The organism is Salibacterium sp. K-3 (assembly GCF_054052005.1).
In genome coordinates this window covers 1406764-1422135 of sequence record NZ_JBSVZE010000001.1, presented here as the reverse complement: position 1 = coordinate 1422135, position 15372 = coordinate 1406764, and the positions used below count along the sequence as shown (strand labels likewise).

Sequence of the window (15372 nt, the reverse complement as noted above, 5' to 3'; positions counted from 1 at the left end):
ATTTTTAACCATAAAAAAGAACTTCAATATAATGCAAAACCTGATAAACCGGATCCCGTATACGCCAAAAAGCTTCAGGAAGTGCTGGGAGGACAGTTCGGAGAAATAACCGTAGCCATGCAGTACCTTTTCCAGGGCTGGAACTGCCGGGGAAATGAAAAATACCGGGATATGCTGCTTGATATAGGCACTGAAGAAATCGCCCATGTTGAGATGCTGGCGACCATGATCGCACAGCTGCTGGATTCCGCTCCGGTGGAAACCCAGGAAAATGCGGCCGAGGATCCCATTTTAGGGGCGGTCATGGGCGGTATGAACCCTCAGCATATCATTGTGTCGGGATTAGGAGCCCAGCCAACCGACAGCTCCGGCTATCCTTGGAATTCAAGATATACCATTGCAAGCGGAAACCTGCTGGCGGATTTCCGCGCTAATTTAAATGCCGAGTCCCAGGGAAGACTTCAGGTCGTTCGTTTGTATGAATCCACCACCGACCGCGGCGTGAGAGATATGCTTTCCTTTTTGATTGCCAGGGATACCATGCACCAAAATCAATGGATGGCTGCTATCGAAGAATTGGAACAGCAGCAGTCCGCCGTTGTCCCTTCCACGTTTCCAAAAGAACAGGAAAAACAGGAAGTGGCTTATTCGTTCATGAATTTTTCCGAAGGAACCGAAAGTCAAACCGGACGCTGGGCCAGCGGGACAAGCATGGATCATCAAGGAACATTCGAATACGATAGAAACCCGCAGCCAATGGGACAAGTTCCTTCTTTAAATCCTGCTCCCCCCTATATTCATGATACTCCCCCATTTGCAGACAATCCCGTGAATGAAAAGAAATAGACCGGACAAAATAAACTGCAGAGATGATGAGACATTTCAGCACTATCAATACCGAGGTCTGGAAAGATGGAACAACACCCATCTTTCCAGGTTCTCCATTTTTCAGTTGCGGCTGTTAAAGATAGGTTCACTGCCTACATAGAGTGGCAAGAACAGCTCTCTGACAGGATGTATTTCGGCATAAGGAGGATCTTCCATTGAAATCAACAAAAGACAAAACAGAGGCGGATATTACCACCCACGTCCAAAACCCATACAATATCGCGCAGGGACTGTTACAAGACTCTATCACAGCGCTGGGAATGAACGAAAATGTATATCATTTACTGAAACACCCGATGAGAATGCTGGAAGTTTCCATTCCCGTCCGTATGGACGACGGACGTATCGAGAATTTCACCGGATACCGTTCCCAGCATCTCGATATTCTTGGGCCGACCAAGGGAGGGATCCGTTTTCACCCTGATGTGAACGCGGATGAAGTCAAGGCACTGTCCATATGGATGTCTTTAAAGTCCGCGATTCTGGATCTTCCTCTGGGCGGCGGCAAGGGCGGGATCATTGTCGATCCTTCCAGGCTTTCCGAGCGTGAACTGGAAATGCTGAGCCGGGCGTATATACAAAAAATCACCCCCATCATCGGACCTCAGAAAGACATTCCAGCACCGGATATGAATACGAATCCGAAGGTAATGGGCTGGATGATTGATGAATATGATAAGCTTCGGGGCTATAACATTCCGGGGATGCTTACGGGAAAACCGGTTATTATCGGCGGGTCCAGGGGCCGTCTTGCCGCCACAGGCCGGGGCGTTGCCATCACGATTCAGGAAGCCGCAGACGTCCTCGGGATGGAGATGAACGGAGCGACAGCCGCCCTGCAGGGATTTGGCAATGTCGGAAGCATGACAGCCGAAAGTTTACACAAACTCGGTGTGAAAATCATCGGCATTACCAATGCTGAGGGCGGCATTTATGATAAAAATGGGCTTAATATCCCCGAGATTTTAACATACGTCAGACAGGGCAGCAAGGTTCATGAGTACCCGCACGCTGAGCCGCTGACCAATGAAGATTTGTTCGGTCTTCCTGTCGATATTCTCATTCCGGCGGCTGTAGAAAACCAGATCACAAAAAACTCCGCTCCTTCCATCCAGGCAAAAATAGTCGCAGAAGCGGCCAACGGCCCCACCACGCCTCAGGGAGACGAAATCATGGAACAGAAAGGCATTTTTGTCATCCCCGATATCTTATGCAACGCCGGAGGGGTGACCGTGTCCTACTTCGAGTGGGTGCAGAACGCCATGAATTATTACTGGAAAGAAGAAGACGTTTATGCAAAGCTCACAGAAAAAATGAAGGAAGGTTGCCAGCGTGTGCTCGAGGTACGCAGAGAAAAACAGGTGCGGATGCGTCAGGCTGCCTATACTGCAGGAATCAGACATATCACAAAAGCTCTTCATGCGCGCGGATGGATTGACGAACCATATGAAAAATAACGTAAAATACCATACCCGGAAAAAGGAAACAAACAGGACCAGCAGCCATGTGGCGCTGGTCCCTTTATCATGATCATGGAGTGATTTCTTTTCGCTCACTCCTGCTGCAGATTGATGCCGATGAACTTTTGTTCGGTCATGTCTTCAATCGCATATTTCACTCCTTCTTTGCCGATACCACTCTGCTTCACTCCTCCGTATGGATGGTTGTCCTGGCGGTACGTTGAAATGTCATTGATCCAGACACCGCCGGTTTCGAGACGATCCGCTGTACGAAATGCACGGTTAATATCTTTTGTGAACACACCGGCCTGCAATCCGTAAATGGAATCGTTCGCCATGGCAACCGCCTCCTCCTCCGTTTCAAAAGGAATGACCGATACGATCGGGGCAAATACTTCTTCAGCCGTGATTTTCATATTGGATGTCACATCCGTCATAATCGTCGGTGCCAGCATGGTTTTGTTCTGCCTGCCTCCGGTCTGAATGACAGCCCCTTTTGCTGCGGCATCGTCAATCCACTGTTTGGCCCGTTCTGCTTCTTCCTCGTTAATCATCGGCCCGATATCGGTCGTTTCTTCTGCCGGATCGCCGACGTTCAGAGATTCCGTCTGCTGCACATACCGCTCCAGAAACGTTTCGTATACAGCGTTTTGTACGTATATCCGCTGAGCGGAAATACAGACCTGTCCTGAAAAGGCAAACGCTCCTTTAACGAGCGCCTCCACCGCACGATCCAAATCAGCATCGTCAAATATAAGGTTGGGGGAATTCGATCCCAGTTCCAGTGTTACTTTCTTAAAACCGGCGGTTTCAAGAATGGAACGCCCGACCGGAAGGCTCCCGGTAAATGTGATTTTCTGCACCCGGTTATCTCTGGTTAGCGGCACGCCTGTCTCTTTGCCGGTGCCTATGATCAGATTCAGCGCACCTTTTGGAAGCCCTGCTTCCTGCAGAAGCTGTACGAGCTTATACGCAGATAAGGGTGTTTTTTCCGCCGGCTTATAAACGACGGTATTTCCTGCCGCGAGCGCGGGAGCGATTTTATGAAGCGACAGGTTTAACGGAAAATTAAACGGTGTTACAGCACCAACGACACCAAGCGGCTCCCGTTTCACAAAACCTTTCCGGCCGGTGCCGCCGACCGCTGCATCCATCGGAAGCACTTCCCCCGTAATATGTTTGGACAACTCCGAGGCGAAACGCAGCACCTGGATGGATCTATCTATTTCCGCTCTGCTGTGGCGTATTGGTTTACCGGCTTCAAGCATAATTACTTCCGCAAACGATTCTGACCTTTCCTGCAGGATATCAGCTGCCATACGGAGAATATCGGCCCGTTCATGAGCCGGCATCTGCTTCATGACCGCATGAAACGTGTCTCTGCTGTTCTGCACAGCCTCCTGCACATCCTGTTCATCTGCAAGGGTCAGTTCAGCTAGTTGTTCCTGATTATATGGGTTTTTGACATACATGGACGGCTGGCGGGATGTCGTTCGTTCCACACCATCAATGATGGATCCTATTTTCATTCACCCTGTCCCTCCTTAACAAAGGATGTCTCCAAGTTTTTCGGTCAATTTCATGTTCTCGCTGTAATCGACCGGGCAGTCGATCAATACCGGCTTCTGCAATGAAACAGCTTCCTTCAGGGCCGGTTTCAGCTCTTTGGCATGGCTGATTCCGTAAGCTTTCAGCCCATAAGAACGGGCAAGTTCGATAAAATCCGGATTACCGAAAGAGATATGGGAAGGACGGCCGAAATGGCGCTGCTGGTGCCATTCAATTAAGCCATAGCCATTGTCTCTCCACAATAAAATGATAACAGGCAGATGCAGCCGAACGGCGGTTTCCAGTTCCGCCCCCGTCATCAGGAAACCGCCGTCTCCGCAGACCGCAACAACTGTCCGATCCGGATGAACCATTTTAGCCGCAGCGGCTCCCGGAACAGCAATTCCCATGGAAGCGAGTCCATTGGAGATAAGGCATGTGTTTGGATGGGATGTATGAAACATGCGGGCCATCCACATCTTATGAGCCCCTACATCTGATACAACAATATCCTCCTCTTTTAACACTTCCCGTAGATCAGCAATGATTTTCTGCGGTTTAACCGGAAAGTCATCACTTTCCTGAAACGAGGACAGTTCCTGAAGGGACCGGGTGCGGACGTTTTTCACCCAGTCGATGTCCCTTGTTTGAGCGGACAGGGAGTGTGTAAGAGCTGTCAGGTTCTTCCTGATACAGCCGGTAACCTGGGTGGCTGGCGGATAGTACGCATCGACTTCTGCTTCTGTGCCATCCACGTGAAGAACTGGTGTCCGGCCTTCCGGGTTCCAGTTTTGGGGCGGGAATTCCGCCATATCAAAACCGACGGTGATAATCAGATCTGCTTCCCTGAATCCGCACGTAATATAATCATTACCGCTTAATCCGGCGGTGAGCAGATTTTTTTCATGATCATACGGCAGCGTTCCTTTTCCCATGAACGTATGCACAACAGGAATGTGCTGTTTTTCCACAAGTTCAAGCAGTTCATTTGCAGCACCGGCTCTGGCCACGCCGTTTCCAGCAAGAATTAAGGGGTGATTCGCCTGACAGATAAGTTCAGCCGCTTTTTTTATATTTTCTTCTGACGCTTTCGCTGCCACATCAGAGCGCACGGGCAGCGGCGAACCGGCGGCATCTTTACCGGCTACATCTTCCGGAAGGTCAATATGAACCGCTCCAGGCTTTTCCCGTGTGCTCTGCTCCACCGCTTTTTGAACGATCTCCGGCACGGTCTCCGCCGATTTCACCTGCGTATTCCATTTCGTTACCGGTTTATACATCGAAACAAGGTCATAATGCTGATGTGATATTTTGTGGTGACGGTTCAGGCCGGCCTGCCCTGTTATCGCAACCAGCGGGCTGTTATCCATATTGGCGTTGGCTACACCCGTCATTAAATTGGTGGCGCCCGGACCGAGAGTCGCCAGACACGCAGCCGGCTTACCTGTCAGACGCCCGTAGGTTCCCGCCATAAAAGCAGCACCTGTTTCGTGCCTGGTAACGATGAATTCGATACGGGAGTCGATCAGTGCGTCCATCACATCAATATTTTCTTCTCCAGGTACACCGAACATATACTCAATTCCTTCGTTTTCAAGGCATGCAATAAGCAGTTCCGCCGTTTTCAAAACACCCATCCTTTCCAGTGCGCATTATTGTTTTAGCTTCTCTCAGAAAAAGGATTTTAAACATAAGCATCATTGCAGCTTCGAAAAGACCATTTTCATGTTTTTTCCGCTGTGATTTCTAGTATAATAGGAGGGCATTCCAAATGAACGGAGGGAAATCTATTGGATCGACTGGATTTAATCGCACCAGAGACATATAACATTACCGATGATCTGGAGAGATTTGCCGGAGATGAGACACGGACAGCGGTGCGCTGGCTGGACGAAGACAGAAATAGAAGAGATGTTTCCTACGCTGAACTGGTACGCAAAACCAATCAATATGCAAACACCCTTCTCGCGCAGGGCTTTCAAAAAGGTGACCGCCTGCTTCTTATGTTTCCAAGGCTTCCGGAAGCATACATGATCCACCTTGCCTGCCTGAAAGCAGGAATCACGGCCGTTCCCTGCTCTGCAATGCTTCGTTCCAAGGATCTTGTCTACCGGATTCAGCATGCCGAAGCAAAAGGCATTGCCGCTTTTCATAACGTAACCGAAGAAATGGACCAGGTTACAGAACCGCTGCCCACGCTGGAGCATAAGTTTGTATTCGGCGGAGAAAAAGAAGGATGGCAGCCATTTGAACCATTGGCGCAGGTTCATTCGGAAACATTTAACGGCGGAAAAACAAAACGGGAGGATGTTGCGTTTCTTTCCTATACATCCGGAACGACCGGGCAGCCTAAAGCGGTGGTACATACCCACGGCTGGGCCTATGCGCACGTCCGTACGGCAGCCAGGGAATGGCTTGATGTCCGGGAGGAGGACATTGTCTGGGCCACTGCGGCACCCGGATGGCAGAAATGGATCTGGAGCCCGCTTCTTTCCACGATTACGCTTGGAGCGACAGCCTTTGTCTATCACGGCCGGTTTGATCCGCATACGTATCTGCAGCTGCTTCAGGACGAGAACATTCATGTTCTCTGCTGCACCCCGACAGAATACCGTCTGATGGCCAAAGTGAATCATCTGGAAACCTATGACCTGCGGGCCCTTCGAAGTACGGTCTCCGCCGGAGAGCCGCTGAACCGACAGGTGATAGAAACCTTCAAGCAGGCTTTTAATGCCGATGTCCGGGACGGATACGGCCAGACGGAAAACACCCTGCTCGTCGGTACATTGACCGGTATGGAGATTAAACCGGGCTCCATGGGGAGGCCGACACCGGGGAACCCGGTCGATATCATTGACGAAAACGGCGTCCCGGTTGCGGCGGGAGAAGCCGGCGACATTGCCGTGCATAAAGACTGCCCCGCCCTTTTCAAAGAATATTTCAAAGAACCGGAACGTACAGCCGGCACTTTCCGCGGGGACTGGTACCTCACCGGCGACCGTGCCTCCAGAGATGCCGACGGCTATTTCTGGTTCGAAGGGCGCAGTGATGACATTATCATCAGTTCAGGCTACACGATCGGGCCATTTGAAGTGGAAGATGCACTGAACTCGCATGAGGCTGTAAAAGAATGTGCCGTTACTGCCAGTCCGGATGAAATCCGCGGGAATGTCGTTAAAGCGTTTGTCGTGCTGAAAGAACAGCCTGCTCCGGAGAAGGAAGAAGACTTGAAAAAAGAACTGCAGGATCACACCAAAGCATTAACCGCCCCATATAAATATCCGCGCCGGATCCAGTTTGTTGAAGAACTGCCGAAAACAAATACCGGCAAAATCCGGCGTATCGATCTGCGCCGCCAGGACCCGGACCGTGACCAGTAAAACCCGTTACCCATCATGGTAAAAATGGAGCTGCCCCCTTTCTGCGGGACAGCTCCTTTTCATTTATTTATTCTTTGCCTTCATTGTTTCGATCCACTCTTCGAAAGCTTCGAGCGCTTGATAGAGCTTGGTTCTCGTTCGCTCATCCTGAAGGTTGCCGGATTCATCCAGCTTATCCGGTACTTTTCCGATATAAAGCTCCGGCTGCTGGAGGACATACGAGCCGGCTGCCGCGAGGGTCTGTTTCACCTGCGCCTGGGAAAAAGCAGTACCGAGCGGGGCAGGAGATGCACCGAGCACAAAAGCCGGTTTCTCGTCCAGCACATTCCGGTTGCTTACACTGGACGCCCAGTCCAGCGCATTTTTCAATACACCCGGCATGCCGTGACTGTATTCCGGCGTCACAATCAGAAAGCCGTCTGCTTCCATAACTGCGTCTTTAAAATCCTCTACGGTTTCCGGATCCCCATTTCCCTCGAGGTCTGCATTAAACAGAGGAATATGTTTCAGATTGAAAATGGAAATATCCATTCCTTCCGGGGTGTTCTTTGCCATATCGCGCAGTATCGCGCGATTAAACGAATCTTTCCTTAGACTTCCGGATATGCCCAATACTTTTATGTTGTTTGCTGCCATTATCGGCCTCCTCTAATCGTTCTGTCCGCTTTTCCCACAGCGTACCATAATAAAGGATACGATAAAAAATGATTTGTTATCCGATAGATCTGTTACATTTGTTTCCAATCTGGTATAGTAACCTTATCTTAATCTGTAAATGAAAAAATAAGTACTATCCGGTTATAGAGCCGGAACCAGAAAGGGGAGAGTTTTTTTGAATGTGGAACAAATATTGGAAACCATCAGCGATTTTGTCTGGGGACCGCCGTTTTTAATTTTACTGGTCGGGACCGGGATTTTTCTCACCGTCCGGCTGGCCTTTCTTCAGTTTTCGATTCTTCCTTATGCGCTGAAACTGGTATTCAGCAGAAAAGATCAATCTTCAGAAGGAGATATCACGCATTTTCAATCTCTTATGACCGCTCTTGCCGCTACAGTCGGGACCGGTAACATTGCAGGTGTGGCCACCGCAGTCGTTATAGGCGGGCCGGGTGCGGTGCTTTGGATGTGGGTATCGGCGCTTTTCGGGATGGCAACCAAATATGCCGAGGCCATATTAGCAGTCAAATACCGGGAGAAAGATGAGCGCGGGGAGATGGCCGGCGGACCGATGTATTATATTGAAAAGGGGCTTGGCTGGAAATGGCTCGCTGTCCTGTTCGCTGTGTTTGCAGCGGTGGCTTCTTTCGGCATTGGTAATACCGTGCAGTCCAATTCAGTCGCTGACGTCCTTCAGTCCAACTGGAATTTCCCCAATGAGGCAACCGGGGTCATTCTCATGGTTTTGGCCGGCATGGTCATTCTTGGAGGGATTAAAACGATTGGAAAGGTTGTTTCCTTTATTGTACCAATTATGGCCGTATTATATGTGATAGGCGGACTTGCTATTATTCTTTTTCATTTAGAACTCGTCCCTGCTGCTGTCGGATTGATCTTTTCAGATGCGTTCACCGGTAAAGCAGCAGCAGGCGGAGCGATCGGAGTTGTCATTCAGATGGGGGTCGCGCGCGGGGTATTTTCCAACGAAGCAGGTCTCGGTTCTGCCCCGATCGCAGCAGCCTCTGCCAAAACGGATTATCCGGGACGGCAGGCCCTTATTTCCATGACCCAGGTGTTTATTGATACCATTGTCATCTGTTCCATCACCGGTATTGCGCTTGTCATGGGAGGCCTTTACCGGGGGGAAGGCTCGGATGTCGACGGTGCTGCACTTACCTCTGCAACGTTTGAATCGTTTCTCGGACCGGCAGGGGCGCTCATCGTTTCGATCGGACTGATTTTTTTCTGCTATTCCACGATGCTCGGCTGGTCCTATTACGGAGAGCGCTGCATCTATTACCTGACGAAAAAACCGGTGTCCATTTTCATTTACCGGGTCGTCTTTGTGGCTGCGATCTATGTCGGAGCCAACCTCAAACTGGATACTGTCTGGGCGGTCGCCGATATTATGAACGGAATGATGGCAGCTCCCAACCTGATAGGTCTGCTTGGACTTTCCGGAATCGTCGTTGCAGAAACAACCCGCTTTTTGAAAATCAAACGAGAAGAACAAAACAGCTGAACAAACGAGTCTGAGACAAAACCATCAAGGGATAACAAAATTCCGAACGATTCTGTCATGAATCGTTCGGAATTTTGTTGTACTTCATGCATCGCTTCGTCAAAATACTTCGCTTTCCGTGGGCACGGCTCGATCCTCCTCGGCAGAAAAGCCCTGCCTGCGGGGTATCGAGACACGTGCTGTTCCCACAGGAGTCTTCGTATTTTGACTACGCTATATGGGTGCCTCTCAACCTGGAATCCGAAATGTTTGGTTTTTTACCACCGACATACTCTTTTGTCCCAGACTCTTTCCTGTGATAAAGAAAATATAACCGAGGCAGAAGCGGAAGGCGGACGCCATTTTAGCAGTTCGCCGGCTAAAACCGGTCACGTCCTGTGGCGGGCGCCGGCACTAGAACATCCTGTTCGTCGAAGCAGCAGCCTCAGCATGTAACGAACTTTTGACACACAGCTCCGTTTGTTTTATAGTGTCCGTCGTCTGCAGCAAAGAGGTGCTCTCATACGACTTTATGTGTGACGTCTTCGCCGCGCAGTCCCTGCAGAATATGGTCGACGGTCATTTCCGCCATCTTCCGTCTTGTATCTTCACTGGCACTCCCGATATGAGGAAGCGCGGTGACATTTGGAAGGGTGAGAAGCGGATGATCAGCTCCGATCGGTTCTTCTTCAAACACATCAAGCCCTGCCGCCCGGATTTCTCCTGCCTTCAACGCTTCATACAACGCTTTTTCATCCACAATCGGCCCCCGCGACGTGTTGATGAGTACGGCGTCTGTTTTCATTTTGCGTAAGGCGTCATTGTCAATTAAATGGTGCGTGTCCTTTGTATAAGGGGTCTGAACGCAGACAAAATCGGAGGTCTCCAGAAGTTCATCCATTCCGATATAGGCTACACCGATCTCTTTTTCTGTTTCCGGTTTAGGCGTGCGGTTGTAATATACGATGTCCATCTGAAAACCTACTGCGCGTCTTGCAACTGCTTCGCCGATTCGTCCCATTCCGATAATCCCGAGTCTTGCGTGATGAATGTCACGGCCTGTTAAAAAGAAAGGAGCCCATGCGCCCCATTCATTATTTTTAATGACTTCCATACCTTCAGGAAGCCTTCTTGCTGCTGCCATTAAAAGTGCAAATGTCAAATCAGCTGTCGTCTCCGTCAACACTCCGGGGGTGTGGGCAACCTGAATATGCTGGTCCCGAGCAGCCTGAATGTCGATATTATTGTAGCCCACTGCCATGGTTGCAATCACTTTCAGCTGTTCCGCCTTCTCAAGCAGTTTCGCATCCATTCGGTCCGACACGTTGCAGAAAAGCGCGTCCGCCTTCTTTATCTCTTCTTCCAGCCTTTCCTGTGACACCGGAATATCTTCATATTCCCACATGGAAACGCGGCATCCTTTCAGCCGGGCCGCAATATCCTCCGGCAGACGCCTCGTTATAAAAACATAGGGCTTATCCATGCCTGTTTCCTCCCTTTTCCTGTCTGTTTTCCACGTTCATCATAATACAAAACGGCCGCTCCGGAAAAGAGCGGCTGTTTTCATTATAATCGGAAATGGCCGACTTCATCCTGCAATTCGCGCGCCATGGAACTGAGTTCTTCTGAGGAACTTGATATTTCCTCCATGGCTGCCAGCTGCTCCTCGGTGCCGGCCGCCACATTCTGAACGCTTCCTGCATTCGTTTCAGCAGCGTCACTCATTTCCTCGACAGCTTCGGTCACCCGGGCGGAATTCGCAGACATCTTCGCAGAAATATCGGAAACGTTCTGGACCTGGCTGCCGACTTCTTTGATCGAGGCCAGGATCGTCTCGAAAGAAGCACCGGCTCTTTCCACCACTGCCACCCCTTCTTCTGCTTCTGTCGACCCTTTTTCCATTTTCTCTACTGCTTTCTCTGTTTCCTCCTGAATGGTTTCAATGAGGGCCGTAATTTTATTGGCAGATTGATTCGATTCTTCGGCCAACTTTCGGACTTCTTCAGCCACCACGGCAAACCCCTTCCCGTGTTCCCCGGCACGGGCTGCTTCAATCGCTGCATTGAGAGCAAGAAGATTCGTCTGTTCTGAGATATCCGTTATGGTTTCAATAATTGTTCCGATCTCCGTGGAACGCTTGCCGAGCTGTTTCATAATGCCCGTGCTTTCCTGTACCTGCGTATTAATCACCGCCATCTGTTCCGAGGAATGGGTGATGTGCTCATTTCCATGTTCGGCAGCATCTTCGGTTTCTTTCGCTTTTTCTGTTACATCAACCGCAGCCGTTGTTACCGATTCAATATCCCGGGATAACTGCTGCATAGCTGATAAGCTTTCAGAAGCACGCTCTCTCGTATGATCCGTCTGTTCGGACACTCTCTGGATGGTGGAGGCGATTTCATTAGTGGACGAGGACGTTTCTCCGGAACTGGCAGACAACTGTTCCGAGGTGGCAGCCACTCTCTCTGCGGCAGCCGTTGTCTGGGTGAGAAGCCCGCGCAGATTATCCGCCATATCATTAAAATTACGAGCCAGCTGTCCGATCTCATCTTTGGATTTCAAATGAATGTTTTCCACCGTCAGGTCTCCCTCCGACAATACCTTCGCTTTTTCCGATATACGCCGGATCGGTTTTGAAATTCTTCCTGCCATGAAAAAAGCAATAAAAAGGCCGATTATCGTAATTCCGGCACCTGCTGCTGCCGTAATCAGCAGCAGCTTGTCCGCCCGGCTGTCCAACAGCGAAGAGTTAATGTCAACAGACGCCTGTTCCTGGGAAACCATCCGCTGCAGGTCCTCCTTAATTTCCGTGCCCTGCGGCAGCAATTCAGCCATAAGTGCCTCCTCTGCATTCACACGGTTTCCTGCATCATAGGCTGAAAACACCTTTTCCTGTACTGCTGCTTCCCATTCTTTAGAAGAAGCTATAATCGAATCAAGCCTCCGCTGATCTACAAAACTCTGCAGGTTCTCTTCCAGTTTGACCGATTCCTCTGTTAATGCATTGAAATCTTCTTTATATGTATTGTTGCCTCCGATCACATAAGCATTAGCCAGGGACTGGCGTTCGGCGAGGTTATAGGCCAGATTTTCATACGCTTTAATTTTTTCCACATCATTATTAATTACACTGTCCACATTCCCATTCATTCCATCGACTGATACATACATAAATCCGGTATAAACAAGCAAAAGACCGAGAATGAGTGAAAATGCCCCCATTAATTTCGTTCGAATCGACTTCATCAGCATCTCCTTCTTTCAAACTATATTATTTATCAAGACTTTATACTCACAATTATAGTTATCGGATCGTTCGTGAAAATGTTTATGAAATGAGTCTTATTTCTTAGTAGTTTTTTTCAAAAAAATACCCTGAACGCTTTTCTTTCAGCTGAATTTTTTCTATCCTGAAGAAAGAGGGATAATCCCTGAAAGATTAATGATACGTCTGACCAAATCGACAAAAAACAGGAGGAACGAACATGGAGTACAGAACCGAAAAAGATACCCTTGGAGAAATGCAGGTGCCGGCCGATAAACATTGGGGGGCCCAGACCCAGCGCAGCCTGGAAAATTTCAAAATCGGGAAGGAGACCATGCCGATTGAGGTCGTTCACGCGTTTGCCGTCCTGAAAAAATCCACTGCGCTCGCGAATAAAAGGCTGGAAACAATAGAACCCGAGAAAGCAGATGCCATCTCCGAAGCTGCCGATGAAGTGTTAAACGGTACCTTCGATGATCACTTCCCACTGGTCGTATGGCAGACCGGAAGCGGCACCCAGTCCAACATGAACATGAATGAAGTGCTTGCACGGCGCGGGACGGAAATTTTAAAAGAAAAAGGAAGCGACGCTTCCATCCATCCCAACGATGACGTCAACCGGTCGCAGAGTTCCAATGATACGTTCCCGACCGCCATGCATATCGCTGCAGTACAGAAGGTGGAAGATGCCCTGCTTCCGTCACTGGAAACATTAAAGTCCACCTTCGAGGAAAAAAAGAAGGCATTCGATGACGTCATCAAAATCGGGCGCACCCATCTTCAGGATGCCACTCCCCTGACGCTCGGACAGGAAATCAGCGGCTGGCACCGCATGCTGGAGAAAAGCGGACAGATGATCCAGGAAAGTGTGGAACATGTGAAAGATCTCGCCATTGGAGGAACTGCTGTAGGAACCGGTATTAATGCCCACCCTTCCTTCGGGGAATTTACCGCCGAAGAAATCAGCAAAGTGACCGGCAAAACGTTCCGTTCGGCACCGAATAAGTTTCACTCCTTAACGAGCCACGATGAGATCAGCTACGCCCATGGTGCATTGAAAGGGCTTGCCGCTGATCTGATGAAAATCGCAAACGATGTACGTTGGCTTGCAAGCGGACCGCGCAGCGGGATCGGCGAAATCACCATCCCTGCCAATGAACCGGGGAGCTCCATCATGCCGGGGAAAGTCAACCCGACACAGGCCGAAGCCATGACGATGGTTTCCACCCAGATTATGGGCAATGATGCTGCCATTGGCTTTGCCGCAAGCCAGGGAAATTTTGAGCTGAATGTGTTCAAACCGGTTATTATTTACAATTTCCTGCAGTCTTCGTATCTGCTCGCTGATGCCATGATTTCGTTCAATGATAAATGTGCAGCCGGCATAGAACCGGATCAGGAAAAAATCAATGCTCACCTTCGCAATTCCCTGATGCTCGTTACAGCGCTTAATCCGCACATTGGTTACGAGAACGCCGCAAAAATAGCAAAAACCGCTCATGAAAAAGGGCAGACGTTAAAAGAAGCCGTACTCGAAAGTGGTCTGTTGACGGAAGATCAATTTGACGACATCGTCGACCCATCCAAAATGGTGTCACCAAAAGAATAGAAAAACGCTCAGGACCTCATCCTGAGCGTTTTTTATCGTTCTTTACGATTCATCGTACGTATAGCGGACGACATACTTGTTTGACTTCAGTTTACGGATTTCTACAAAAGGACCGATTTCATAACCGTTGCTCCAGTTATCTTCCAGTTTGGCTTTCAGGCAGCCGGCCTGGAATTTGGAGCGGAACGTCTCTTTCCAGTATATCCAACGTGGTTGTGCTGCCTTCACAAACATCCTGCTCCTTCTTTTGATCTTCGTTTCTATTTTATCCCATGAACCGAAAAAAATCACGTCCTGTACGGAGGATTTTAAAAATTTTTCCGTTGTTATACGTGTAAGTAAAAAGAAACTGCCCGCCTGAAGGGGACAGCTCCTTTCCATTTCTTCCGTCAGCCTATTAATTCTTCATCCTCCCTCTTTTTTATTTTGTCACTGCTTTGGCTTTCCTCCCGATCTCTCATCCGGTGGGCGAGCCGCGCGGAGGCATTGGAAGCAATGCTTGCTACCAGATCATCGAGAAAGGTGTGTACTTCCTCTTTTTTCGTATCGAGTTCTTTTATAACCCCGTGCTTTTCTTTATCAAGATAGCCGAATGTCGTCACGGCAATGCTGCCAAAACCAAAAACCGATCCGAGGGCAATGGTTTCATCGACACCGAACAACCCTTCATCTGTATCCACCAATGTCTGCAGCGGCTCTGACAACTGATTGTTTTCCGCCAGTTTGTCCAGTTCTATTCCAACCAGCACAGCATGCTGAATTTCCCTTTTACATAAAACCGCATCCGCACTCTCATAACAGTCTTCCATCGTTAAATTAGGAGCGTATTTGGCCTGCATATCATATACAATTTGAGCGATATCTTCTACCTGTACGCCGCGTTCTTCCAGCGCCTGGCGTGCTGCTTTTTCTACAACATCACTTGCTACGGGTTTTTTCATTGTTTATACCCCCTCTGTATTATTTTATCATATGCAATATTACCTTGTATGATATCTGTTTGACAGGATCCGTGTGAGTTGATCCAGGTACCGGGGCATGTTACGCTCTTTAACGATAGATTG

General features: G+C 49.3%; 12 protein-coding genes. 5 read left to right on the top strand and 7 right to left on the bottom strand.

The window, feature by feature from the left end; translation table 11 throughout:
* Together ACW9JV_RS07075 and ACW9JV_RS07070 are read left to right on the top strand one after the other, a co-directional pair.
* Positions 1 to 846 carry a manganese catalase family protein gene (locus ACW9JV_RS07075; RefSeq protein ID WP_457334634.1) on the top strand — a complete coding sequence of 282 codons (846 nt, stop codon included), beginning with the start codon at positions 1 to 3 and terminating at the stop codon, positions 844 to 846.
* Between the two features lie 197 nt (positions 847 to 1043).
* Positions 1044 to 2345: a Glu/Leu/Phe/Val family dehydrogenase gene (locus ACW9JV_RS07070; RefSeq protein ID WP_457332728.1), complete on the top strand. Its 1302-nt coding sequence runs from the start codon at positions 1044 to 1046 to the stop codon at positions 2343 to 2345.
* Between the two features lie 95 nt (positions 2346 to 2440).
* Here the strand turns inward: ACW9JV_RS07070 and ACW9JV_RS07065 are convergent, their stop codons facing one another.
* Positions 2441 to 3877, bottom strand: coding sequence for an aldehyde dehydrogenase family protein (locus ACW9JV_RS07065; RefSeq protein WP_457332726.1), 1437 nt, complete (start codon positions 3875 to 3877; stop codon positions 2441 to 2443).
* Between the two features lie 15 nt (positions 3878 to 3892).
* Entirely contained in the window at positions 3893 to 5533 is a 1641-nt protein-coding gene (locus tag ACW9JV_RS07060) for an acetolactate synthase large subunit (RefSeq protein ID WP_457332724.1), read from the bottom strand.
* A gap of 153 nt (positions 5534 to 5686) precedes the next feature.
* Here ACW9JV_RS07060 and ACW9JV_RS07055 point away from each other — a divergent pair, with 153 nt between their 5' ends.
* Positions 5687 to 7276, top strand: coding sequence for an acyl-CoA synthetase (locus ACW9JV_RS07055; RefSeq protein WP_457332722.1), 1590 nt, complete (start codon positions 5687 to 5689; stop codon positions 7274 to 7276).
* A 63-nt stretch (positions 7277 to 7339) separates the two neighbouring features.
* Here the strand turns inward: ACW9JV_RS07055 and ACW9JV_RS07050 are convergent, their stop codons facing one another.
* Positions 7340 to 7912: an NADPH-dependent FMN reductase gene (locus ACW9JV_RS07050; RefSeq protein WP_457332720.1), complete on the bottom strand. Its 573-nt coding sequence runs from the start codon at positions 7910 to 7912 to the stop codon at positions 7340 to 7342.
* A 202-nt stretch (positions 7913 to 8114) separates the two neighbouring features.
* On the opposite strand from ACW9JV_RS07050, the gene ACW9JV_RS07045 reads away from it, so the two are divergent.
* Complete coding sequence (locus tag ACW9JV_RS07045; protein ID WP_457334632.1) at positions 8115 to 9455, top strand: alanine/glycine:cation symporter family protein; 1341 nt, start codon at positions 8115 to 8117, stop codon at positions 9453 to 9455.
* 499 nt (positions 9456 to 9954) lie between these two features.
* Here ACW9JV_RS07045 and ACW9JV_RS07040 read toward each other — a convergent pair whose 3' ends face one another.
* Together ACW9JV_RS07040 and ACW9JV_RS07035 are read right to left on the bottom strand one after the other, a co-directional pair.
* Positions 9955 to 10917: a 2-hydroxyacid dehydrogenase gene (locus ACW9JV_RS07040; protein ID WP_457332718.1), complete on the bottom strand. Its 963-nt coding sequence runs from the start codon at positions 10915 to 10917 to the stop codon at positions 9955 to 9957.
* Positions 10918 to 11000: 83 nt separating this feature from the next.
* Positions 11001 to 12680, bottom strand: a complete 1680-nt coding sequence (locus tag ACW9JV_RS07035; RefSeq protein ID WP_457332716.1) for a methyl-accepting chemotaxis protein — start codon at positions 12678 to 12680, stop codon at positions 11001 to 11003.
* 239 nt (positions 12681 to 12919) lie between these two features.
* Here ACW9JV_RS07035 and fumC point away from each other — a divergent pair, with 239 nt between their 5' ends.
* Positions 12920 to 14308 carry a class II fumarate hydratase gene (gene fumC / locus ACW9JV_RS07030; RefSeq protein ID WP_457332713.1) on the top strand — a complete coding sequence of 463 codons (1389 nt, stop codon included), beginning with the start codon at positions 12920 to 12922 and terminating at the stop codon, positions 14306 to 14308.
* A 42-nt stretch (positions 14309 to 14350) separates the two neighbouring features.
* On the opposite strand, the gene ACW9JV_RS07025 is transcribed toward fumC, so the two are convergent.
* Both ACW9JV_RS07025 and ACW9JV_RS07020 read right to left on the bottom strand, forming a co-directional pair.
* Positions 14351 to 14536, bottom strand: coding sequence for a hypothetical protein (locus tag ACW9JV_RS07025; RefSeq protein WP_457332711.1), 186 nt, complete (start codon positions 14534 to 14536; stop codon positions 14351 to 14353).
* Positions 14537 to 14697: 161 nt separating this feature from the next.
* A complete protein-coding gene (locus ACW9JV_RS07020) occupies positions 14698 to 15249 on the bottom strand; it encodes a phosphatidylglycerophosphatase A family protein (RefSeq protein ID WP_457332709.1) in 552 nt (183 codons plus the stop codon).
* Between the last annotated feature and the right edge of the window lie 123 nt (positions 15250 to 15372).